Origin of the sequence: Proteus vulgaris, from assembly GCF_023100685.1 — a bacterium.
Lineage (GTDB): Bacteria > Pseudomonadota > Gammaproteobacteria > Enterobacterales > Enterobacteriaceae > Proteus.
This window is the reverse complement of sequence record NZ_CP090064.1, coordinates 2176248-2198896: the sequence shown is the minus strand read 5'-3', so window position 1 is coordinate 2198896 and position 22649 is coordinate 2176248. Positions and strand designations below refer to the sequence as shown.

Annotated in this window: 18 protein-coding genes; 8 read left to right on the top strand and 10 right to left on the bottom strand. The window is 37.1% G+C overall.

All coding sequences use genetic code 11. The annotated features are described in order from the left end of the window. The first annotated feature begins 119 nt into the window (after positions 1–119). From LW139_RS10780 to LW139_RS10750, 7 genes are all read left to right on the top strand, one after another. On the top strand, positions 120–1364 hold the full coding sequence (locus tag LW139_RS10780; protein WP_109408172.1) for a PfkB family carbohydrate kinase: 1245 nt from the start codon (positions 120–122) through the stop codon (positions 1362–1364). Next, a complete protein-coding gene (locus tag LW139_RS10775) occupies positions 1364–2308 on the top strand; it encodes a tripartite tricarboxylate transporter substrate binding protein (protein WP_109408173.1) in 945 nt (314 codons plus the stop codon). Before LW139_RS10780 ends, LW139_RS10775 begins: the two co-directional genes overlap by 1 nt. Positions 2309–2339: 31 nt before the next feature. Then, the gene (locus LW139_RS10770; protein WP_166541183.1) at positions 2340–2777 is read left to right on the top strand and encodes a tripartite tricarboxylate transporter TctB family protein; all 438 of its coding nucleotides are present in this window, start codon (positions 2340–2342) and stop codon (positions 2775–2777) included. Between the two features lie 15 nt (positions 2778–2792). Continuing rightward, positions 2793–4283 carry a tripartite tricarboxylate transporter permease gene (locus tag LW139_RS10765; RefSeq protein ID WP_109408175.1) on the top strand — a complete coding sequence of 497 codons (1491 nt, stop codon included), beginning with the start codon at positions 2793–2795 and terminating at the stop codon, positions 4281–4283. 138 nt (positions 4284–4421) lie between these two features. After that, positions 4422–5417, top strand: a complete 996-nt coding sequence (locus tag LW139_RS10760; protein WP_247851195.1) for a dihydroxyacetone kinase subunit DhaK — start codon at positions 4422–4424, stop codon at positions 5415–5417. A 2-nt stretch (positions 5418–5419) separates the two neighbouring features. Next, complete coding sequence (locus tag LW139_RS10755; protein WP_247851194.1) at positions 5420–6025, top strand: dihydroxyacetone kinase subunit L; 606 nt, start codon at positions 5420–5422, stop codon at positions 6023–6025. Between the two features lie 18 nt (positions 6026–6043). After that, entirely contained in the window at positions 6044–6955 is a 912-nt protein-coding gene (locus LW139_RS10750; protein ID WP_166541185.1) for a dihydrodipicolinate synthase family protein, read from the top strand. 116 nt (positions 6956–7071) lie between these two features. On the opposite strand, the gene LW139_RS10745 is transcribed toward LW139_RS10750, so the two are convergent. From LW139_RS10745 to LW139_RS10730, 4 genes are all read right to left on the bottom strand, one after another. After that, the gene (locus tag LW139_RS10745; protein WP_210813175.1) at positions 7072–8040 is read right to left on the bottom strand and encodes a threo-3-hydroxy-L-aspartate ammonia-lyase; all 969 of its coding nucleotides are present in this window, start codon (positions 8038–8040) and stop codon (positions 7072–7074) included. A 4-nt stretch (positions 8041–8044) separates the two neighbouring features. After that, positions 8045–8434: a RidA family protein gene (locus LW139_RS10740; protein ID WP_109408180.1), complete on the bottom strand. Its 390-nt coding sequence runs from the start codon at positions 8432–8434 to the stop codon at positions 8045–8047. A gap of 138 nt (positions 8435–8572) precedes the next feature. Further along, positions 8573–9355 carry a hypothetical protein gene (locus tag LW139_RS10735; RefSeq protein ID WP_247851193.1) on the bottom strand — a complete coding sequence of 261 codons (783 nt, stop codon included), beginning with the start codon at positions 9353–9355 and terminating at the stop codon, positions 8573–8575. A 205-nt stretch (positions 9356–9560) separates the two neighbouring features. Next, positions 9561–10976 (bottom strand): MFS transporter, encoded by a 1416-nt coding sequence (locus tag LW139_RS10730; RefSeq protein WP_247851192.1) that lies wholly within the window; start codon positions 10974–10976, stop codon positions 9561–9563. 93 nt (positions 10977–11069) lie between these two features. On the opposite strand from LW139_RS10730, the gene LW139_RS10725 reads away from it, so the two are divergent. Beyond that, a complete protein-coding gene (locus tag LW139_RS10725) occupies positions 11070–11720 on the top strand; it encodes a helix-turn-helix transcriptional regulator (protein ID WP_109408183.1) in 651 nt (216 codons plus the stop codon). Positions 11721–11802: 82 nt separating this feature from the next. Here LW139_RS10725 and glgP read toward each other — a convergent pair whose 3' ends face one another. The 6 genes from glgP to LW139_RS10695 all read right to left on the bottom strand — a co-directional run bounded on the left by glgP (position 11803) and on the right by LW139_RS10695 (position 22599). After that, a complete protein-coding gene (glgP, locus tag LW139_RS10720) occupies positions 11803–14253 on the bottom strand; it encodes a glycogen/starch/alpha-glucan family phosphorylase (protein ID WP_166541190.1) in 2451 nt (816 codons plus the stop codon). Positions 14254–14297: 44 nt separating this feature from the next. Further along, positions 14298–15731 (bottom strand): glycogen synthase GlgA, encoded by a 1434-nt coding sequence (gene glgA, locus LW139_RS10715; protein WP_227336896.1) that lies wholly within the window; start codon positions 15729–15731, stop codon positions 14298–14300. Further along, positions 15728–17077: a glucose-1-phosphate adenylyltransferase gene (glgC, locus tag LW139_RS10710; protein ID WP_109408186.1), complete on the bottom strand. Its 1350-nt coding sequence runs from the start codon at positions 17075–17077 to the stop codon at positions 15728–15730. The genes glgA and glgC overlap by 4 nt, the downstream gene beginning before the upstream one ends. Before the next feature lie 21 nt (positions 17078–17098). Beyond that, positions 17099–19168 (bottom strand): glycogen debranching protein GlgX, encoded by a 2070-nt coding sequence (glgX, locus tag LW139_RS10705; protein ID WP_247851191.1) that lies wholly within the window; start codon positions 19166–19168, stop codon positions 17099–17101. 1 nt (position 19169) lies between these two features. Continuing rightward, positions 19170–21353 carry a 1,4-alpha-glucan branching protein GlgB gene (gene glgB / locus LW139_RS10700; protein ID WP_247851190.1) on the bottom strand — a complete coding sequence of 728 codons (2184 nt, stop codon included), beginning with the start codon at positions 21351–21353 and terminating at the stop codon, positions 19170–19172. Positions 21354–21717: 364 nt separating this feature from the next. Next, positions 21718–22599: a LysR substrate-binding domain-containing protein gene (locus LW139_RS10695; protein ID WP_243733460.1), complete on the bottom strand. Its 882-nt coding sequence runs from the start codon at positions 22597–22599 to the stop codon at positions 21718–21720. Between the last annotated feature and the right edge of the window lie 50 nt (positions 22600–22649).

Genomic DNA, 22649 nt, shown 5'->3' with positions numbered 1-22649 from the left:
GATCTAAATTGCTTCGATTTGGTTTTGCTTCTGTTTTTGGTTTTTTGTTTTGAATACCATCGCAGAATCACAGACCTGATCTCCTTATTCTCGTTATCAATGATACGGAGGCACTTTATATGTTTTCAGAAGAACGGCGGCAGGAAATTTACACCATCATCAGGGAACAAAAGAAAGTTAAAGTGGCTCAGCTTGCGGAGAAATTCAGTGTCACATTGGAGACTATCCGTAGCGATTTGAAATACCTTGAAGGAGAAGGGTTGATCAAACGTTGTCATGGTGGCGCCATACTAGGGAAACAAGAAATTAAAAAAATAAGTAAATTCAGTGATAGTTTTGATATTTCATGTTTATTGCACGACTTATTAATTGTTAGAGAACGTAAAGATAGAAAACCGGAAGGTAAAGTCTGTGTTTTAGGATCGTTTGTAGTAGATATTATCGCCAATGTCGAATCTTTTCCGAAAGTTGGTGAATTAGTTAATTCAAAAAGCAATTCGATAGGTCCTGGTGGTAAAGGAACAAATCAGGCGATGGCAGCAAGTTTTTCTGATGCCAAAGTCCATTTAATAACAAAAGTCGGTGAAGATCATTTTAGTAAATATGCTTATAAATATTTACAAGAAAGTGGCATTGATTCTTTCACTATTTTTCAAACAGAAACCGAGCCAACAGGCAGTTCGATTAGTTATTTAGCTGACAAAACACAAAACAATATTACAGCAACTTATCTAGGCGCAAATAACACTTTTTCTGAACAAGAGATTGATATTTCATTGCCGTATGTCAGTGAAGCCGATGTGTTATTGCTCCAAGGCGAAATTAATATAGAAGCCAATATTAAAGCCGCCTTATTTGCTAAGTCGGTTAATAAGATCATCATACTAAATGTTGCACCTTATAACGAAAACCTAAAACAACTTTATTTGTATCTTGATTTTATTACTTTAAATGCGAACCAAGCATCTCATTGGGCTGACTTTGAAATAAACGATATTAATGATGCAAAGCAGGCGATCAATATTATTTCCGGTGACGAAAGTAAGAAAGTGATTATTTATATGGATGAGCTTGGTGTGGTTTATTTTGATGGTCGAGCCACATTTCATATTCCACCTATGCCATCGTTACGCGTAGATACGATGGCAGCAACAGATGCGTTTAATGGCGCATTTGCATCAAAGATAGCAGCAGGAGGCACAATGCATGAGAGTGTATTATTTGCCAGTGCTTTCCTCTCTGCATTTATAGAACAAAAAGGCGTAACAGCAATGCCTGTGCTTTCTCAAGTTCAGGCTCGCCTTAAATCAAGGCTTGAAGATATTCGGCCACAAATAATCTGCAATGAGAAAAGGTGCATATAATGAAAAAAACACTTCTGGCATTTACCCTATGCAGTTCCATTTTTACACTTCCGGCTTTCGCGCAATACCCTGAAAAACCGATTACTATTGTTGTTCCTTGGGCTGCAGGTGGTAATACCGATACGGTTGCACGCTTAGCAGCAAAAGGACTACAAGAAGAATTAGGCGTTACTGTTAATGTAGTCAATAAAACTGGCGGCAGTGGTGTTGTAGGTCATGATGCCATTAAAAATGCAAAACCTGATGGCTACACATTAGGAATTGCAACAGTTGAAATTACCATGATGCATCATCAGGGAATGACGAATTTAACATATCAAGATTACACACCGATTACACGTCTTGCCGTTATTTATGGTGGATTGCAAGTTGGAAAATCTTCGCCATTTAAAAATGCACAGGAAATTATTGATTATGCGAAAGCAAATCCAGGTAAATTAAAAGCATCAGGCAGTGGCTTAAATTCAATTTGGCATCTGAATACTATTGGTATGTTGCGTGCAGCTGGATTACCAGATAATGCTATTCGCTTTATTCCTTCTCAAGGTGCGAGTGCGGCGTTACAAGAATTAGCATCAGGGGGTGTTGATATAGTGACATCTTCATTAGGTGAAGCCGATAGTATGGTAAAAGCGGGATTAGTAAAACATATGGCCATTATGTCCAATGAAAAGTCGGCTTTCTACCCAGATGTACCCTTATTCAAAGAAGCTACAGCTTATAATTGGGATCTGCAAGCGTGGAATATGTTAGTTGCCCCTAAAGGTCTTGATAAAGAAGTACAAGATAAACTTACCGCAGCCATGAAAAAAGTATATGCCTCTGGTGAATTAGCCGAATTTGCAAATAAACAAGGCTTTGAAGTTATCGAGTTATATGGCGATGATGCCACTCAATTTATGGCCAATGAAGATAAAAAGTTTGGCGAAATTATAAAGAAATAACTGAGGGAACGGCTGAGCAACAGCCGTTTTTATGCCTATGCTAAATCGTCATATTCTATCGCTCATATTTTGTTGCTTTGGTTTATTCCTTATTGTTTATAGTGCATATTCATTAGGCGATTTTAGTGAATATGGTGCTGCGTTTATGCCTTCTATTATTGGCGGTGGCATGATCCTATTTTCATTAATAGATATATTTTCACGTAAACAAGAAAGTGACATTCCATTAGTGACGTGGCATGAAATAAAATTTGTCTTATTAATTATCAGTATTATTCTTTTTTATGTGCTTGCATCTGATTATTTAGGATTTATTTTAACCGGATTAATTATTACAGCACCATTAATGATGAAATATGCAACAGTAAAATCTATATATAGTTTTATTATTTCAGCAGGAGTGGTGTTAGGTGTGTATTACTTATTTACCGCTGTACTGTTAGTACCGCTGCCTCAGCTATTTTCATAAATAGAGAACAACAGTATGGATATATTAATTAGCGCACTTGCTTATATTGATTACACAACAATTCTTGTCGTTATTGGAGCCTGTTTATTTGGCTTATTTGTTGGTGCAATTCCCGGATTAACATCAACAATGGCTATTGCATTAATGGTACCGTTTACTTTTTTTCTTGAACCCATTCCTGCTTTAGCCTTAATGATCTCCGTTGGAGCATCATCTATATTTGCAGGGGATATTCCCGGAGCCTTATTAAATATTCCGGGTACACCTGCATCGGCAGCTTATACCAATGATGCACATTCCTTAGTTAAAGAAGGTAAAACAAATCGTGTATTGGGTATGTCATTAACCAGCTCTGTGATTGGTGGCGTAATTGGTACGATTATATTAGCCTCAACAGCACCAATATTAGCTGAATTTGCTTTAAAATTTAGCTCTTACGAATATATGTGGTTGTCTCTAATCGGTTTAAGTTGTGCAACTATTGTTTCCGGCTCTCATATTAGAAAAAGCTTATTAGCTCTGTTCTTTGGTATTGCATTAGCCACCATTGGTTATGATGAGTTTACAGGTCAAGCCCGCTTTACTTTCGGTGAAGTTTCTTTAATGCAAGGTGTCAGCTTTATTCCAGCAATGATAGGGCTATTTGCTATTTCTGGTGCTATCAAATATTACGTTGAACGTTGGAAAGAAAAGCAAATTACACTAACAGAAGTGAATGTGGAAAATAACTCTTACAATATCTTTAAAGGTGTGGGGGGTGTTGTTCGTCAACGTAAGGGCGGTATTTTCCGTAGCGGAATAATAGGAACATTAATTGGTGCTTTACCTGGTGCTGGAGCCGATATTGCCGCGTGGATCTCTTATGCTGTTTCAAAGAAACTCTCTAAAAAACCAGAGAAATATGGTCATGGCTCTGAGGAAGGTATTGTTGATGCATCAGCGAGTAATAATGCAAGCTTAGCCGGAAGTTGGATCCCATCTCTAGTCTTTGGTATTCCCGGTGATTCTGCGGCTGCAATTATTATCGGTGTACTATATATGAAAGATATGCAACCGGGACCAACGCTATTCTTATTTAATCCCGATAAATTGTATGCTGTCTTTATTATCTTTTTTATTGCTAATCTTATTTTACTGCCGATTGCTTTTATTGTTGTCAATTTATTGAAAAAAATTGTTGCTATCGATAATGCGATTATTTACCCAGCAATCATTCTATTTAGTATCGTTGGCTCATATGCAATCACAAATACGATGTCTTCTATTGTGGTTATGTTAGTTATGGGTGTTATTGGCTATTTCCTTCAAGAACGAAAATTCCCAATCTCGCCAATTATTTTAGGCATGATATTAGGGCCTATGTTAGAAAAAAACTTACTCTCATCATTAATGAAATCTGATGGTGATTTTATTAATTTTGTTAATAGACCTATTTCGATGGTATTAGCCAGTGCATTTTTTCTCATTGTTATTATGCAAATTAGAGGTGCATTGAAAGCTAAATAACGCATCTCGTTTTTATACCAAATAAATTAAATATAAAGATACTTTTTAAGTATCAGGGAAAGCTCATTTTAAATAAACAAAATAACGTTTTTTAAGATGTTAGAAATCAGCAGATAAATAAAAATATCGGGTGATCGAATGAAAAAAATATTAAATAAGCCAGAAAATTATGTCGATGAAACATTAGCCGGTTTATGTCTTGCACATAGCCATATTTATCGACAACCGCAGCCAAGATTGATTGCTCGTTCAAAAAAAGCAGATAAGCCGAAAGTGGGTATTGTAACAGGCGGAGGCTCTGGCCATTTGCCAGTATTCACAGGATATGTCGGTAAAGGTTTATTAGATGCAGCTGCTGTGGGAGATGTTTTTGCTTCACCTTCAGCGGATTTAATGGCCGATACTATTCGTGAAGCAAATAGCGGCTTAGGCGTATTGCTACTTTATGGCAATTACGGTGGCGATGTAATGAATTTTGATATGGCAACTGAAACGGTTGATTTTGAAGATAATATTCGTTGCACAACGGTATTAGCTACGGATGATGTTGCTTCAGCAAAGCCTGAAGAGGCGCATAAACGCCGTGGTGTAGCTGGGATGGTTTATGGTTTTAAAATGGCGGGCGCCAAAGCAGAAGAAGGGGCATCACTTGATGAAGTAACACGTATTGCTCAAAAAACCATGGAGAATACCCGAACGATTGGTTGTGCGTTAACATCTTGTACCTTACCAGCGGTAGGACATCCTACCTTTGAAATTGGTGAGGATGAAATGGAAATGGGCATGGGAATTCACGGTGAACCGGGAATTTGGCGTGATAAGTTACGCAGCGCTGATGAAATTGCCCAAGAAATGTTCGATCGTCTGCAAGCTGAATTATCATTCAAAGCAAATGATAAGGTTTCAGTGTTAGTCAATTCATTAGGCGCAACACCTCTTGAAGAGCTCTACATTCTATATAACAAAGTTGCACAGCTTATTGAAAAAACAGGTGCTACGATTATTCATCCATTAGTCGGCCGTTATGCTACATCAATGGAAATGACGGGGGTAAGTTTAACGTTGTGTAAATTAGATGATGAACTCGAAGCTTTAATGAATGCACCGGCTTATTGTGCATTTTGGAGAGTCTAGCGATGAATATCACTCTTGATATGCTAAAACAAGGCGTTGCACGTATTGCTATTGCTTGTGAGCAATCACAGTCAATGTTGTGTGAAGCTGATAGTCGTTTAGGTGATGGTGATTTAGGGATCACCATGCAAAAAGGGTGGCGGCAAATTGCAGATGATGCACAAGATTGGCCTGACGATTTAAGTAAATCACTTTTTCAATGCAGTAAATCACTACAAAAAGCCTGCGCTTCTTCTTTTGGTACGTTGCAAGCGACTGCTTTTATGGCAATGGCGAAATATTGCAAAGAAAATCAACTGCAAGAAATAGCCCCCGCCGATATTTCACCACTTTTAACTGTCGCGTATCAAAGCATGATGGCGAGAGGAAAAGGGGAGTTAGGGCAAAAATCGGTACTTGATATTATTTACCAATTATCTGAAGCGCTAAAACCTGTTTTATCTCTATCGGAATTAAAAGCGGCAGCCTTATTCAGTATTGATAATACGCTTACTGAATTTCGTCAAAAACCTAATTTATTAGGTCGAGCGCGTATGTTTCCAGAAAAATCTATTGGTTTAGATGATCCTGGCATGTTGGCAATTAAAGTTATTGTTGAAGCAATCTGATTTAATAAAGGTCTTAATATGAAAAAATTATTTGGCGTTACAGTGGCAATGGTTACTCCGTTTGATTCGAACGATCAAGTGGATATTAATGCGTTATCTACATTAACAGACATGTTAGTCACTCAAGGTGTTGATTGCCTCTATCCTTGTGGCACTACGGGAGAGATGCTACGTTTATCAGCTTCAGAGCGTAAAAGTGTTGCAAAAACTGTTGTCGAAACAGCCAATAAACGCTTACCCGTTTTTATTCATGTTGGCGCAATGACATTAACCGAAACCATTGAATTAGCGAAACATGCCGTTGAAATTGGCGCTGATGGTATTGGTGTGGTGACACCACAATTTTTTGGTGCGACAGACAGAGAATTAGAAAATTATTTTGTGACGGTGGCAAACAGTGTGCCGGATAATTTCCCTGTTTATCTGTATAACATACCACAATGTGCGGCAAATAATATCAAGCCTGAATTAGCGGCAAAAGTACAACAACAGTGTAAAAATGTGATTGGGATTAAATACAGTTTTGCTGATAACAATACAACATTAAGTTACCTTGCTGTAGCTGATAATTTTTCAGTGCTTCATGGCTACGATAAATTATTCCTAGGCCTATTAGATGCAGGTTGTGATGGTACTGTTTCAGGTTGTGCTTGTGTATTCCCTGAACCATTTGTGAATATGTATAAAGCCTATATTGCAGGTGATCATCAAGAAGCAAAACACTGGCAACAATTTTGTGTGAAATTTAGTGATGCACTCAAATCAGGTGCAAATATGGCAATATTTAAATCAGCATTAACCATGCGTGGTTTAGATGGCGGTCATATGCGTTTACCACAACTCGATTTATTACCTGAAGAAAATCAACAATTAAAAGAGAGTTTAACGCAATTGTGTAAAGAAGCAGGGATCACTTTTTCACTTAATTAAAAGAGACTAAGCAAAAAACATCTTCGTTATCTTAATTGAGTGGCAATATATTGATGATTTTAAGCAGTATGAAAAATAATCCATACTGCTTTTTTTTAATTGTTAATAACATCTTTTTATTGTGCTAAAAAACGACCATATTGTGCGATATCGACATTACCACCGCTGATAATAATTCCGATTTTCTTACCTTTTAATTTATCACTAAATTGACGAGCTGCCGCTAAACTTAAACATCCCGTTGGCTCTACAATTATTTTCATTCGCTGGGCATAAAACTGCATGGTGGAAATTAACTCTTCATCTGTTGCAGTTAAAATATCATCCACATTGTTACGAATAATCTCAAAAGTATAATTACCAAGATGTTGTGTTTGCGCACCATCTGCAATTGTTTTCGGAGTATCAATATGAATGATTTCGCCTTTGCGTAATGATTGTTGTCCGTCATTTCCAGCTAAAGGTTCAACACCAAATATTTTACAATCTGGTGAGAGGGCTTTGGTTGATAATAAAGAGCCAGAAAGTAAACCACCACCACCTAATGGAACAAATAGCATATCTAATTCACCAACTTCATCAAACAGCTCTTTTGCTGCAGTACCTTGCCCTGCAATAATATGAGGATGATCATAAGGTGGAATTAACGTTAATCCTTCTTTTTGTGCCAGATGTTGGCCAATTTCTTCACGATTTTCTGTATAACGGTTATAGGTGATCACACGACCACCATAGCCTTTTGTCGCTTCCATTTTAGCCTTTGGCGCATCTTCTGGCATGATAATTGTTGCAGGAATACTTAATAATTTTGCTGATAAAGCAATAGCTTGTGCATGGTTACCTGATGAGAAAGTCACGACACCCATTTTACGTTGCTGTGTGGTAAATTGTGATAACGCATTTATTGCCCCCCGAAATTTAAATGCGCCCATACGCTGAAAGTTTTCACATTTAAAATAAAACTGCGCCCCGGTTAGCGCATTAATAGTACGAGAAGTTAAAATAGGTGTTTTATTAAGATAAGGCAAAATGCGTTGATGGGCCTGTGCAACATCTTTATAGGTAGGAATAGGTAGCTTATTCATAAGATTACTCCTTGATCACCACGGCTTCAATTTCAATTTTGCTTCCAAAATGTAATTCTTTTACGCCAGCGACTAATCTTGCGGGTCTATGTTCGCCAATCCATTTTGCATATAGCTCATTAACAACGGGCCATTCATTAATATCAGTCACATAGACTTTTACTTGAGCAATATCGGTTTTCTTTGCATTTATTCCGAGAAGACAGGCATTTAAATTTTCAAGAACTTGTGTGATTTGAACTTCAACTGGCTTGTTTGCCAATGGATTTCCTTGTTTATCTAAAGGCAATAGTCCAGAAATAAATGACATATTATTTGCAGTAACAACATGAGAGTAATGCCCACCAGGTGAGGCAAGGGTTTCAATATTTTGTAGTGTAAGATGTGATGCCATGGTATTTTCCTATTTCACTTAAGTTAGATAAAATGTATACTTATTTATACATAATGTCTAATGTTAGATCAATAGTTCATTTACTTATTTGCCAATAAATTTTTTTTATAAAAAAATCAAAGAATGGTTATGATCTTGTCATTGTTTTAATGTTAAATAATTGACTTTTTGAATGATATCTTCAAAAGAGATTGGTTTGATTTTATCATTATAAAACAATGTGTTATAAACACTTTTTGCCAAATCGTTATACAGATCTCCTTTTATTTTTGAATACTCGATATTTATCATCATATTATTATCATTAGAAATATTACTAATGGTATTATTATTTTCTTGAGAATTGTTTTCTATTTTTAATAATTCATTATTAAGAGTTTTAATAGCTAAATTATTTCTTAATATATCATCTATCTTTAGTGATGATATTTTCTCCATTACTTGAGTATCACGTAATAGTGATTGAATAATGGAACTTTGGGCACATTTACTATTTATTTCAATGTGATATTCCTTGCTCAATTCATCGAATATTTTTTTTCGATTTTCATCTGTTAAACGTGTACCTTTTTTAGCAAAAATATGATCAATCTCTCTATTAATTATGGCTGATATAAGCGTAACTCTTTCTTCTTGTTCCCATTTTCCTATCATCTGTTCTAGTGTCAGCTTCTTAGTTATTGGCGAGTCTAAATCTTTTACCGTGCTTTCTAGCATCATAATTGCGAGTCTTTGACTTACATCTTTAAGATTAATATCTATCTGTTTTTCTTTGTATTTCAATGTGGCAAATGTATTTTTCGCATCATTAATATTTTTTAACAACGCTTGATAGTTTGAAATTTCATCAATCTTTACTGATTTTTTCTGATCTATCTTATGAGATATTCTGCATTTATTTCCAAATAAAACATTGATCATTTCATTATCCTAAATATATAAAAATAATACTTTATTATATTATTAGACTAATAAGTAAATACGTCTTTTATAAAATGCACGATTATATTTATTTTTAATTTAAAGATAAAAAAAGAATGAAATATGTAAGCTGTAAAAAGATAATGTAAACAAAAAATAAAAAGAGGTGAAAAAATCACCTCTTAATTATTTGACTATAGAAGCTTTAGTATGAGCACCGCGTTATTTTCCACGCTGTATAAATCGCTATTAATGGTGCGAATGCTAAAAATAAGAAAAGGGCAGATGCAGAAGAAGAAAGTCCTTCCGGTGTACCGCTATTAAAGCCATTTAAGTTAACTATCATACCAGCAAGAGCAGAACCGAGTGCAGTTGCAAATAACTGTACCGTGGTAATCGAAGCACCTGCAATATCTTTATCTTGTTCTGATGCGGCTTGTAATATTCGTGTTAATAGGTGTGGCCAACCAAAACCAATACCATATCCCACTAAGAATAAAGCGAATAATATAATAGAAAGACTAACCGCATTTTCCGATTGCAGCAGTGGATTTGGAATAACGAAAGCTAACGCTAATAAACCAGCAAAAACAATAATAGGACCACTTAAAATACTAAAACGCATTTTAGCGCCTTGCCAACTTGCACTAATCACTTCAGCAACTGTCCAACCTAACGCCATTAATGCACTCATATAACCAGAAGCTAAAGGTGTTTGCATATGCAAGCTTTGTAGATAGTAAGGGACAAAGATCTCACATGTCATGCCAATCGCTAATAACGAGATAGTCAGATATAAAAGGGCATGTAAAGAAAGACCTTTAAAAGTATTTGACGGTAATAACCGAACAGAAAGGCGTTTCTCACAAAAAATAAGTATACCAATTAAACCAAATACCACCACGATACTGAGTAAGTTGATGATGAGTGAAGAAGAAAGGCTACCTGATGAAATAAGCAAAACTGCCGCTGTTAAAATTATTAGCTGAAGATAAGGTAAACTTTGTGATGATGATTTTGGAGCCTCGTTGTTATTCTTTGGTAAGATAAACCACAGGTAAATACCATAAAAAAGCATGATAGGTAACATAATACCAAAGGCATAACGCCAAGCATCTAATTGAGCAAAAATTCCACCAATAGCAGGGCCAATTAATGTAGCAACCCCCCACATTCCTGAAATTAATGCCATTGCTCTTGGCCATAATGCTTGATCATAAACGATATTCACCATGGCGTAGGAAAGTGCAAATAAAAGCCCACCGCCAAGGCCTTGAACAAATCGACCAATTAGCATGACTTCCATTTTAGGTGCTATTGTACACAATAAACTACCAATAAAAAAAAGTACCGTTGCTATCAAATAGGCACCTTTGGCACCTAATAAACTTAATAAGCGTGCAGATAATACCGAACCAATAATAGAGGCCGCAACAAATAGCGTGGTGTTCCATGCATATAATCCTATTCCACCAATATCGGTTACAACTGAGGGTAAAATCGTGGTTGCCATTAAAATATTAATTGCGTGGATCACGACACCAAAGGAAAGTGCAAATGAAATTGCCCCATTTTTCCCTGAGAAAAGATCACGCCATTGGCTATTGTTATCTGGGATCATTAGAAAAAATATCCTTCTTTTATTGCTATTACGACATAGCTTCGTTAAATTACCAAGGTAAAACTTGGATTAATAAATACTGAGACGTCTAATATGTCAAGAAAAAACTTGGAATATAATTATCCTGCTCAACGTAGTGTTGGCGATAAAATTCTGTTTTTAATTAAAAAACATGGGCCAATGCAAGCAAATGATGTTGGTCAACGTCTTGGTACAAGTAGCGAAGCGGCAAGGCAACAATTTGTAAAGCTTGCCAGCGCAGGATTGGTTGAAGCAATAACTGAGCCAAGAGGGGTTGGACGACCTATTCAATATTGGCACTTAACAGAATTAGGGCAAAAGCAATTTCCAGATACTCATGCTGAATTAACAGCACAAATTCTGATGACTATTCGTGAAGAATTGGGTGAAGATGCGATTGATAAAATTATTCTTGCACGAAAAAAACAGAGCTATGAACGCTACACACAAGCAATAAGAGAAGCTGATGAACTAACAGAACGCTTAGATATTTTAGCTTCTCTGCGTAGTCAAGAAGGCTATATGGCACACTGGGAACAAGTAAAAGATAACGAATACCTGTTTATTGAAGATCATTGCCCAATATGTGCCGCAGCTAAAGTTTGCCAAGGTTTTTGTAATACAGAAAAAGAGTTATTTTCTGAAACACTAGGGGTAGAACTACAACGTGTTGAATATATCTTAGAAGGTGCAAGACGTTGTGCTTACCGCATTAAAATCTAATCTTATTCATGCTTGAACAATAAAAGCAAAACCGCGCAATAAAGCGCGGTTACGTTCTGTCCTTAGAAAATAAGTTTATTTTTTACAAGGTAATTGCAGAAGCTTTCCAAATTCGTTGCATATACTCTGTTACCGCACGATCTGCAGAAAAATAACCCATTTGGCAGATATTTAATGCAGATTTTTTCAACCAAGCATCTCCATCTTGATAGAGAACATCAACACTATCTTGAGTATCCACATAGCTACGATAATCGGCTAATACCTGATAATGATCGCCAAACTCAATTAAACTATCGAAAATTGATTTATATCTATCAGGAGAAGTTGGATTAAAGAAGCCATTAGCGATTTGATTGAGCACTGTATGTAGCTCAACATCTTCATCATAATAGCGACGTGGCGAATAACGCTGTCTTAACTCAGCAACTTCTTGTGCGTTATGACCAAAGATAAACATATTTTCAAAACCAACATGCTCACCAATTTCAATATTAGCACCATCCAGAGTTCCGATAGTTAGCGCACCATTTAACGCAAATTTCATATTACCTGTACCAGAAGCTTCTGTGCCAGCTAAAGATATTTGTTCAGATAAATCCGCAGCAGGAATAATATGTTGCGCTAAGCTCACGCCGTAATTAGGAATGAAGATCACTTTTAGTTTATCTTTAATACGCTCGTCATTATTAATCTTCACTGCAATATCGTTGATAAGATTAATAATTTTTTTCGCATTATAATAAGCTGATGCGGCTTTACCTCCAAAAATAAATACGCGAGGCACCCAGTTTTTCTCTGGATTTTCTAGAATACGATTATAACGAGTGATAATACCTAACACATTGAGAAGTTGACGTTTATATTCATGAATACGTTTAATTTGTACATCAAATAACGCATCAGGATTAATGGTAATATTCAAGTCTTGCTGAATAATGTTAGCCAAGTTTTGTTTATTCAGTCGCTTTGAGTCTTTTAATTGGTGTAAGAAATCTTTGTCTTTCACCAGTGGCATTAATTCACCTAATTGCTCTAAATTGGTTCGCCAGTTGGTACCAATCTGGTTATCAATGACTTGAGAAAGAGAAGGGTTAGCTAATGCCAGCCAGCGACGGGGGGTAATACCATTGGTAATATTGCAGAATTTCTTAGGATAGATCATCGCAAAATCAGCAAATAAGGATTGCACCATTAATTGGCTATGAAGTTCAGAAACCCCATTAACTTGCTGACTAATAATTACCGCAAGCCAAGCCATACGGACATTACGACCATTTTCTTCATCAATAATAGAAACACGACGTAATAAGTCGTTATCATTAGGATATTGTTCTCTAACTTGCTTTAAGAATTTATCATTGATTTGGAAAATAATTTGTAAATGGCGAGGAAGTGCGCGTCCTATCATATCAACAGGCCATGTTTCTAATGCTTCACCCATTAACGTATGATTGGTATATGAAAATATGCAGATTGTTTGCTTCCATGCTTCATCCCAACTAAATCCATGCTTATCAATAAGCTGGCGCATTAATTCAGGAATGGCAAGAACAGGGTGAGTGTCGTTAAGGTGAATGGCAATAAAATCTTTTAAATTATCAAAGCGTTGATGAAGATGATAATGACGTTGCAAAATATCTTGAATAGAGGCGCTGACTAAAAAATATTCTTGCTGCAAACGCAACATCTTACCTGACATAGTTGAGTCATCTGGGTAAAGAATACGAGAGATATTTTCAGAGCGATCTTTGGCTTCTGTAGCTTCAAGGTATTCACCTTTATTGAATTTACCTAAATTAAACGCACCATTTGCTTTAGCAGACCATAACCTAATGGTATCTGTTGCTTGTGTGTTATAACCAGGAACAATAGAGTCATTAGGTTGAGCCAGCACATTCAAGGTATCAACCCAATAACTTTTATCACCTTCTTGTTGTAAACGCCCGCCAAAATCCACTTCAAATTGCACATCATGACGAGGGAATTCCCAAGGATTACCTTTCTCAAGCCAGTTATCCGCAACTTCATGCTGTTCACCATTTTGAATTTGCTGACGGAACATACCGTATTCATAGCGAATACCATAGCCTGTCACCGGATAACCTAATGTGGCACAAGAATCAAGAAAACACGCCGCTAAACGACCTAAACCGCCGTTACCTAAACCTGGGTCTGGCTCAAGTTCGATTTGCTTTTCAAGATCAAGTCCTAATTCTTTTAATGCTTCTTTAACTTCGTTATAAACCCCTAAAGAAAGCATAGCATTCGTTAAAAAACGTCCCATAAGAAATTCCATCGAAATGTAGTAAACCTGTTTTACTTTCGGTGAAAGTTCAGCTTTGGTTGATTTCAACCAACGTTCAACTAAACGGTCTCGTATCGCGTAGGAAGTTGCATTTAACCAATCTGTTGGTGTGGCGTATTTAGGGGAAGTACCAACAATAAACATCAGTTTATAAACAATAGAACGCTTTAACGATTCAACATCCTTATCTGGTGATAAATAATCAAATTCACATAACTTTTTCATTATAAATCTCTTTTGGTGATCCACAGGTCAAATAGACATCATGTCTATAAACGGTGATACAGCGCTGCATAGGTCTTAGCCGCTGTTTCCCAACTAAAAATAGTTTGGCTCATGGCATCTGTTTGAACTTGTTGCCACTGTTTTGGCATACCCCACAAGGTAAAGGCTCGATTGATAGCAAGACGCAAATCATCAGGTGTTGCTTCATGGAAAACAAAACCTGTGGCTTGATGATGGGCTAGATTTTCTAATGAACAATCATTCACCGTATCAGCTAATCCACCGGTGTGTCTCACTAAAGGAAGTGCGCCATATTTCAAGCCATATAGCTGAGTTAACCCACAAGGTTCAAAACGACTAGGCACCATAATCACATCAGCACCCGCGATAACTTGGTGTGAAAAACTTTCGTCATAACCAATATGAGTAGCAACATGTTGAGGGTATTGTTGTTGAGCATGTAAAAATGCGGATTCAAGATGGCTATCACCTGTGCCTAACAACACAAATTGACCACCTTGATCAACAATATCAGGTAATACGTCAATCACTAAATCAAGCCCTTTTTGTGATGTTAAACGGCTCACAACAGCAAAAAGAGGGGCATTATTATTAACAGGTAAACCGCATTTTTTCTGTAATGCTGTTTTATTTTCTAGGCGTTTATTGAGGTTTTTTATATCATAGCGACGTGTAATTAAGTTATCCGTTGCAGGCTCCCAAATCGCCTCATCTATACCATTTAATATGCCACTTAATCGCTGTTCATCGGTACGTTGACGCAATAAACCTTCAAGTCCATAACCAAATTCAGGGCGCGTTATCTCTTTGGCATATGTTGGGCTAACCGTCGTAATATGATTTGCATAAAATAAGCCCGCTTTTAAGAATGAAATCTGTCCATAATATTCCAACCCATTAATTGAAAAACTGTAATCAGGTAATTCAAGTTGATGAAGATGATAAGGTGAAAACTCGCCTTTATAAGCGAGGTTATGAACTGTAAAAACCGATTTTGCAGGATAGTGTTTTACAGCCAAATAAGCGCAAGCTAACCCCGCATGCCAGTCGTGAGCATGAACAATATCAGCACGCCATAAAGGATCTAATCCTGCGGATAATTCACTGGCAACCCAACCTAATAGGGCAAAACGAAAAACATTATCACTATAAGCATGTTGATATTCATCGTGATAAGGGCTGCCTGCTCGTTGATAAAGATGAGGTGCATCAATAAGATAAATATCAATACCTTGGTATTGACCATAAAGCAAAGAAATATGACCTGCAAAGGTATCAACATCAGTGACTAATTTGAGATCAGCAATATTATCTTTAATCGCAGGAAACGCGGGTATAACAACCCGCGCATCTAAGCCTATTTTTTTCTGAGCTAGGGGCAAAGAGCCCATAACATCAGCTAATCCCCCTGTTTTTAGCAGAGGAAATAACTCAGAACAACAGTGAAGCACATTCACGAAAATGCCTCCTCATTTTGAGGTTTCTGTTCTTCGTTTTTCTCAATTGGGTTTTCTTTTTTTTGATGTGCTAATTGTTCAAGCATTTCTCTTGTCACTAGCACAATACCTTCTTCAGTACGATGAAAACGAGCTGCATCATCTTCTGCATTCATACCAATGACTGTCCCTTCGGGGATAGTACAACTACGCTCGATGATACAACGTTTTAAGTAGCAGTGATGACTCACGGTAACATCTGGTAAAATGACAGAATCTTCAATGTGGCAGAAAGATTCAACACGAACCAATGGGAATAAAATAGAAGAATAGAGAGTTGAGCCATTGATAATACAGCCATCTGCAATCAAAGAGTTCATCATTTGCCCATGCTCACCATGATTATCTTGTACAAATTTTGCAGGTGGTAGCGGGGTCATAAAGGTGCGAATTGGCCAATCTTTGGCATACATATCAAGCTCAGGTGTCACTGAGGCTAAATCAAGGTTTGCAGACCAATACGCTTCAATGGTTCCTACATCACGCCAATAAGGTGCTACAGACGGATCAGAACTAACGCAAGAGAGTTCAAATGGGTGAGCTAACACATCACCACGTTCAGTGATTTTAGGAATAATATCTTGGCCAAAATCATGATGTGAATCAGGATCACGGCTATCTTCTTCCAGTAAATCAAATAGATAATCTCTATCAACCACATAAATCCCCATGCTCGCTAATGAATGCTCTGGATCATCAGGAATACACGGTGGATTTGATGGTTTTTCTAGGAAATTTAGTACTCGACGATTTTCATCGATATCCATAATACCAAACTGAAATGCATCTTCTTTAGGAACTCGAATACAGGCAACGGTAAATTTTGATTTATTTTCAACGTGATCAAGTAATAAACGCGCATAGTTCATTTTATAAATATGATCACCTGCTAAAATCACCACATATTTAGCTTTGTAGCTACGAAGAATATCAAGGTTTTGATATATCGCATCAGCCGTACCCATATACCAATGATCGGTATTACGACGTTGTTGAGCTGGTAATAAGTCAACAAATTCATTCATGTCTTCGTTAAAAAATGACCAACCGCGTTGAATATGTTGAACGAGGGAGTGCGATTGATACTGGGTTATTACACCAATACGACGGATCCCTGAGTTAAGACAGTTTGATAGCGTAAAGTCGATAATTCGAAATTTCCCACCAAAGAAAACCGCCGGTTTTGCACGTTTCGCTGTCAATGCTTTCAAGCGTGTGCCACGACCTCCAGCTAAAACGAGCGCAATCGCCTCTTTAGGAAGTTGTTGTGCCAACATTAATTTTTGGCCTTGTTCTGTTGTCATCATAGTTATAGCACTCCAATCAAATTACTTAACTTGGGAGGAAATATTGGGTAATTTTTCAGTAGAAGACTGAGTATAAAAAACGCTATTTCGCCAAAGGGTGATACTGTTAGGTTGTACTTCACAATGCTGAGATTGTGTTGGGTGACAAAGAGGCCAGCTAGCCGTATCAAGCAAGCAAGACCAAGACCCTTCAGGTAAAGAAAAGACAGCGCTGTTTCTTAATGGGTTAATCATTAAAATCCATTGTTGCGCTAAAAAAAGTTGTAATGGTGAGGGCGGAAGTTGTTGCCAATCTTCATCGCTCATTGGTTGAGCATCTTGATTGAACCAAATAACGTTTTCACTATCTTCTTCCCACCATTTAAGAGAACTTAAAGGTGTAATTTGGTGACGTAATTCAATAAGGTGGCGAATGTAATCAGTTAAGTCATAAGGTTGTTGAAACCATTTGATCCAACTGACTTTATTATCCTGACAATAAGCGTTGTTATTACCATATTGCGTATTACCCACTTCATCACCGGCGAGTAAATGAGGTGTTCCTCTAGAAAGCAGTAAGGTTGCCAGCATATTCCTTGTCGCAAGCAATCTGTATTGACCTATTTTTTCATTAACTATCAAACCCTCTTCACCAAAATTCACACTGTAATTGGTGTTATGTCCATCTAGGTTTGATTCTCCATTCTCCTCGTTATGTTTATTCTGATAACTCACTAAATCTCGCAGTGTAAAGCCATCATGGCTTGTTATCATATTGATACTAGAATAGGGAGGCCGACCGTTTTTATGGTATAGCTTTGCAGAGCCAGTAATGTTGTCTGCAAATGTTGCAATAGATACATCTCGCCATAACCAAAAACGACGAATAACATCACGGTAGCCGTCATTCCATTCTGTAAATGGAACTGGGAAATTACCGACTTGATAACCATCAGAGCCTAAATCCCATGGCTCTGCGATAAGTTTAATGCGTGAAAGAAGCGGATCTTGGCGAATAGCCGTTAATAATGGCGATTGTGTATCAAAATAAGGAACTCGGCCAAGACTGGTTGCCAAATCAAAGCGGAAGCCATCAATATGAAATTCAGTAACCCAATAGCGTAGGCAATCCATTACCCACTGCACCGTTTCAGGGCGACTTAAATTGAGAGTATTACCACATCCCGTCCAATTTTGGGCTTTATTTTCATCGTTTAACCAATAATAGCTTTGGTTATCAATACCACGTTGAGAAACAATATAACCTTCAAATTGGTCACTTAATTCAGCAGTGTGATTGAATACCACATCTAGGATGACTTCAATATTGGCTTTATGCAGACATCTTACGGCTTCTCGAAATTCATCAATAATATTTCGACCTGTGTTGGAATAATATTGTGTCGATAAAGCAAAAGGCGCTAATACGTTATAACCCCAATAGTTTTTTAAACCAATTTTATGAAGATGTGGCTCGGTTAAATGATATTGAATAGGTAATAATTCTAATGCCGTAATACCTAATTTTTTCAAATGCGAAATAAAAGCAGGGTGTCCTAATGCTGCATAAGTACCCCGTAATTTTTCAGGTATTTCAGGATGTAGTTTTGTTAGTCCCTTTACATGACCTTCATAAATAATGGTTTCTGACCACGGTGTATTTAAACGCTGATAAGTGCCTTTTTCTTTATAATAGTGACAAAAACAACCACTATCATCCGTGATAATTGCTTTAGGTGTTATTGCACTATCATCATGTTCTAATGCATTAAAAACAGGGGATGTATAAGGCAAGGTGTTATCCACTATGCCTGTGACTTGCCTCGCATAAGGATCTAATAACAACTGTTGAGGTTGATAGAATAATCCTTTTTCTGGTTCCCATTCGCCTTCTACACGATAACCATAATGTAAACCGGGTCCTGCTCCAGGCAAATACCCATGCCAAATTGAGCCAGTTTTACCCGGTAATGGATAGCGGATCTCTTTGCCTGCTTTATCAAACAGGCAGAGTATGACTTTAGTGGCATTTTCACTAAAGAGTGTAAAATTTACTCCATAGCCATCATAATGACTGCCCATAGGAAAAGGGCGACCATAATCTAAAGACATATTAATCCTTCAATCTTAAATACAGCGTCGCAAGTGGCGGTAGTGACAATGACAAGGAGTGAGGCTTGCCATTAAATGCACTTGCAGTTGTCTCTATTTCACCTAAATTTCCTACATTACTGCCGTTGTAAAACTCAGAATCACTATTGAGTATTTCTTGATATGAACCCGCTTTGTTTACACCGACAACGTAATTATGATGAACAATAGGAGTGAAATTACTGATAACAATAATTTCATTGCCTTGTGCATCTTTACGGCAAAAAGCAAAGACGGAATTGTCGTGATCATCAACGGTAAGCCATTCAAAGCCTTCGCGTTCAAAATCACACTCAAAAAGCGGGGCATTGGCTTGATAGGAAAGATTTAAATCTCGTACAAAGTGTTGAACACCTTGGTGCGGGCTATTTGGCTCTTCAAGAAGATGCCAATCTAAACTACTGTCGTGGTTCCATTCACGCCACTGTGCAAACTCACATCCCATAAATAGTAATTTTTTGCCGGGATAAGCCCACATAAAGCCAAGATATGCCCGTAAATTGGCAAATTTTTGCCAATCATCACCCACCATACGACCTATTAACGAACCTTTACCATGCACAAATTCATCGTGAGAAAGAGGCAGAACAAAGTTTTCGTTATAGGCATAGAGCATGCCAAAGGTCATTTGATTGTGGTGGTATTTACGATAGATAGGATCACGTTGCATATAAGCTAAGGTGTCGTGCATCCAACCCATATTCCATTTGTAATTAAAACCTAAACCACCATCATCAGGTGGTAGGGTAACACCTGGGAAATCGGTTGATTCTTCTGCAATCGTGATAGTACCTGGGCAAGTTGTACCCAATAATTTGTTGGTATGGCGAATAAAATCAATGGCTTCTAAATTCTCACGCCCACCGTGTTTATTAGGTATCCATTCACCTTCTTTTCGGCTGTAATCACGATAAAGCATGGAAGCAACTGCATCGAAACGGAAACCATCAAGCGCAAAATGTTCATGCCAATACAATAAATTGCCTGAAAGGTAATTCAGTACTTCATTACGCCCATAGTTATAAATTAAGGTGTTCCAATCAGGATGGAAGCCTTCTCGTCTATCAGCATATTCATAGAGTGATGTACCGTCAAAATTACGTAAACCGTAGTCATCTTCAGGGAAATGTCCAGGAACCCAATCTAAAATAACGCTAATTTCAGCCTGATGAGCCGCTTCGATAAAATCACGAAAATCCATAGGTGACCCAAAACGACGAGTTGGTGAATATAACCCTAAAGGTTGATATCCCCATGAACCATCAAAAGGGTGCTCATTAATAGGCAATAGTTCGATATGGGTAAAGCCCATTTCTTTAACGTAGGGAATTAACTGTTCGGCTAGTTCACGATAACTTAACCAACTTTGATCGTCGGTGTGTCGGCGCCATGAACCTAGATGAACTTCATAAATAGAAATAGGCGCATTACGTTGATTCGTTTGCTGACGCGACAATGGCATTGGCTTAACGGGAGGTAATGTATTGATGATTGATGCAGTTTCGGGGCGTATTTGCGTTTCAAAAGCATAAGGATCAGCTTTTAATCGACGTTCTCCATTGGCATCTAAAATAGCGTATTTATAGCAATCACCAAGATGAGCTTGTGGAATAAAAAGCTCCCAAATTCCACTTTCACGACGTAATCGCATAGGAAAACGTCTTTCATCCCAAAATGAGAAATCGCCAACCACACTCACACTTTGTGCATTGGGTGCCCATACAGCAAAAGTAATACCATCAATATCACCTAATTTAGCGGGGTGAGCGCCTAAACATTGATAAGGGCGAGAATGATGACCTTGTGCTAAAAACCAAATATCCATTTCTTGCAGTAAAATACCGAACTGATAAGGATCATCAACAATCCCTTGTGCATTTTCCCAAGTAACATCTAAACAATAACTAAAACGACGTTTACGCCGGGGGATTGCACCACAGAAAAAACCACTAGGATGTTTGCGTTCTAATGTCGCGACTTTTCTGCCATTCTTTCTATCGATGACACTGACTGAAACAGCATCAGGTAAAAATGCACGAACTTCTAAACCAGCCGATGTTTCATGCATACCAAGAAGTGCAAAAGGGTCAGACTCATACCCATTAATTAGCTTTTCTATTGTTTTTTTTGTCACAGCTACAGACATCTTATCGTCCTTCGTTGCTAGCAAATAAATTAATAAATTTTATATATAAATATCAGCATAGAACGTTAATTTAAGTTAAACAATAAGTGTTTTTAACAGATTATTTAAAAACAAAATAATCATCATGGGTTAATATACTTAAAATTTGTCTTTAATTGATTGAATGCAAATACATTTGATGTGAGAGGTAGAGTAAGATCGCGAATTATAAATACAGCACAAATAGCGTTTTTACCTAATCTAAAAAAGAGGATGATATTAAATATTTTTAATTAAATATTTAAAATGGAGTTTTAAAAAGTATAAGTAATAAGAGTAAAATCGTCATTTTTATGAAAAAAAAACACTTATTTCATTAGCATAATTAACTTTTCTGTTGTGTGAGCCATTGTTCAAAATCGAGGTGTGTTTTGGTTTTTTGTACACCTAATGGTGTTAATGCATAGTAATAAAGAGGGGCTATTTGAATGTTAGGAAATAAGATTTTTAAAGTTCCACGATTTATCTCATTCGATAAAATTGAGATTGGGCCAATACCTATTCCTAAACCTTCGATAATTGCTTGAAGAGAAATGTGAAAGTGATCAAAGCGATACTGACGCAAAAATGATCGCTGAGTATTAAGTTGAGCCGCTATTAGCCATTGTTGCCAATGACCAGGTCGAGTAAGTGTATCGATGACAGGGCAATTAAAAACATCTTCCACATTTGTGACGCTGTAACGTTTAAGGAGCTTTTCAGAGGCAACTAAACAATGCACATCCTTTAGAAAAACAAGAGATGAATACTCTTGTTGCTGAGGTTGCGGACGAATAATTAAATCATCATGGCTGATTAAGTGAAATCGCTCACTATTTGCTGATGCAATTTGAATGTTGGCATTAGGATATTGAAGATAAAAATCCTCCATTCTTGGAATAAGCCATTTTAAACATAATGTTGTAGGAACACTGATATTTAAAATGTCGTTTTTACCACCATTGCCATAACGAACACCAATGTCATTTAGCTTATCAAAAACATCACTTAATTCTTGTGCCAATGTTAATGCATAGGGAGTTGGTACACGACGTAAACCTTGTTTGTTAAATAACGTAACACCAAACCATTTTTCAACAACTTGAATATGTCTGCTAATCGCACCATGAGTTACACATAGTGTTTGTGCCGCTTCTGTATAACTTTGGCTATGACAAGCAACTAAGAAAGCACGCAATGAAGGTAATGGAGGAAGGTTTCTCATCATAATTTTCTCTATAGTTTACTTATCACCAATAAGGCGGTCTTTCTGATTAA

Excerpts from the sequence above, each read along its gene's own strand:
- LW139_RS10750 (WP_166541185.1), top strand. The coding sequence starts at position 6,044 with ATGAAAAAATTATTTGGCGTTACAGTGGCAATGGTTACTCCGTTTGAT.
- glgB (WP_247851190.1), bottom strand. The coding sequence starts at position 21,353 with ATGTCTGTAGCTGTGACAAAAAAAACAATAGAAAAGCTAATTAATGGG.
- LW139_RS10755 (WP_247851194.1), top strand. The coding sequence starts at position 5,420 with ATGAATATCACTCTTGATATGCTAAAACAAGGCGTTGCACGTATTGCT.
- glgX (WP_247851191.1), bottom strand. The coding sequence starts at position 19,168 with ATGTCTTTAGATTATGGTCGCCCTTTTCCTATGGGCAGTCATTATGAT.
- LW139_RS10775 (WP_109408173.1), top strand. The coding sequence starts at position 1,364 with ATGAAAAAAACACTTCTGGCATTTACCCTATGCAGTTCCATTTTTACA.
- LW139_RS10780 (WP_109408172.1), top strand. The coding sequence starts at position 120 with ATGTTTTCAGAAGAACGGCGGCAGGAAATTTACACCATCATCAGGGAA.
- LW139_RS10730 (WP_247851192.1), bottom strand. The coding sequence starts at position 10,976 with ATGATCCCAGATAACAATAGCCAATGGCGTGATCTTTTCTCAGGGAAA.
- LW139_RS10745 (WP_210813175.1), bottom strand. The coding sequence starts at position 8,040 with ATGAATAAGCTACCTATTCCTACCTATAAAGATGTTGCACAGGCCCAT.
- LW139_RS10770 (WP_166541183.1), top strand. The coding sequence starts at position 2,340 with ATGCCTATGCTAAATCGTCATATTCTATCGCTCATATTTTGTTGCTTT.
- LW139_RS10695 (WP_243733460.1), bottom strand. The coding sequence starts at position 22,599 with ATGATGAGAAACCTTCCTCCATTACCTTCATTGCGTGCTTTCTTAGTT.
- LW139_RS10735 (WP_247851193.1), bottom strand. The coding sequence starts at position 9,355 with ATGATCAATGTTTTATTTGGAAATAAATGCAGAATATCTCATAAGATA.
- glgC (WP_109408186.1), bottom strand. The coding sequence starts at position 17,077 with ATGATGACAACAGAACAAGGCCAAAAATTAATGTTGGCACAACAACTT.
- LW139_RS10740 (WP_109408180.1), bottom strand. The coding sequence starts at position 8,434 with ATGGCATCACATCTTACACTACAAAATATTGAAACCCTTGCCTCACCT.
- glgP (WP_166541190.1), bottom strand. The coding sequence starts at position 14,253 with ATGAAAAAGTTATGTGAATTTGATTATTTATCACCAGATAAGGATGTT.
- LW139_RS10760 (WP_247851195.1), top strand. The coding sequence starts at position 4,422 with ATGAAAAAAATATTAAATAAGCCAGAAAATTATGTCGATGAAACATTA.
- LW139_RS10725 (WP_109408183.1), top strand. The coding sequence starts at position 11,070 with ATGTCAAGAAAAAACTTGGAATATAATTATCCTGCTCAACGTAGTGTT.
- LW139_RS10765 (WP_109408175.1), top strand. The coding sequence starts at position 2,793 with ATGGATATATTAATTAGCGCACTTGCTTATATTGATTACACAACAATT.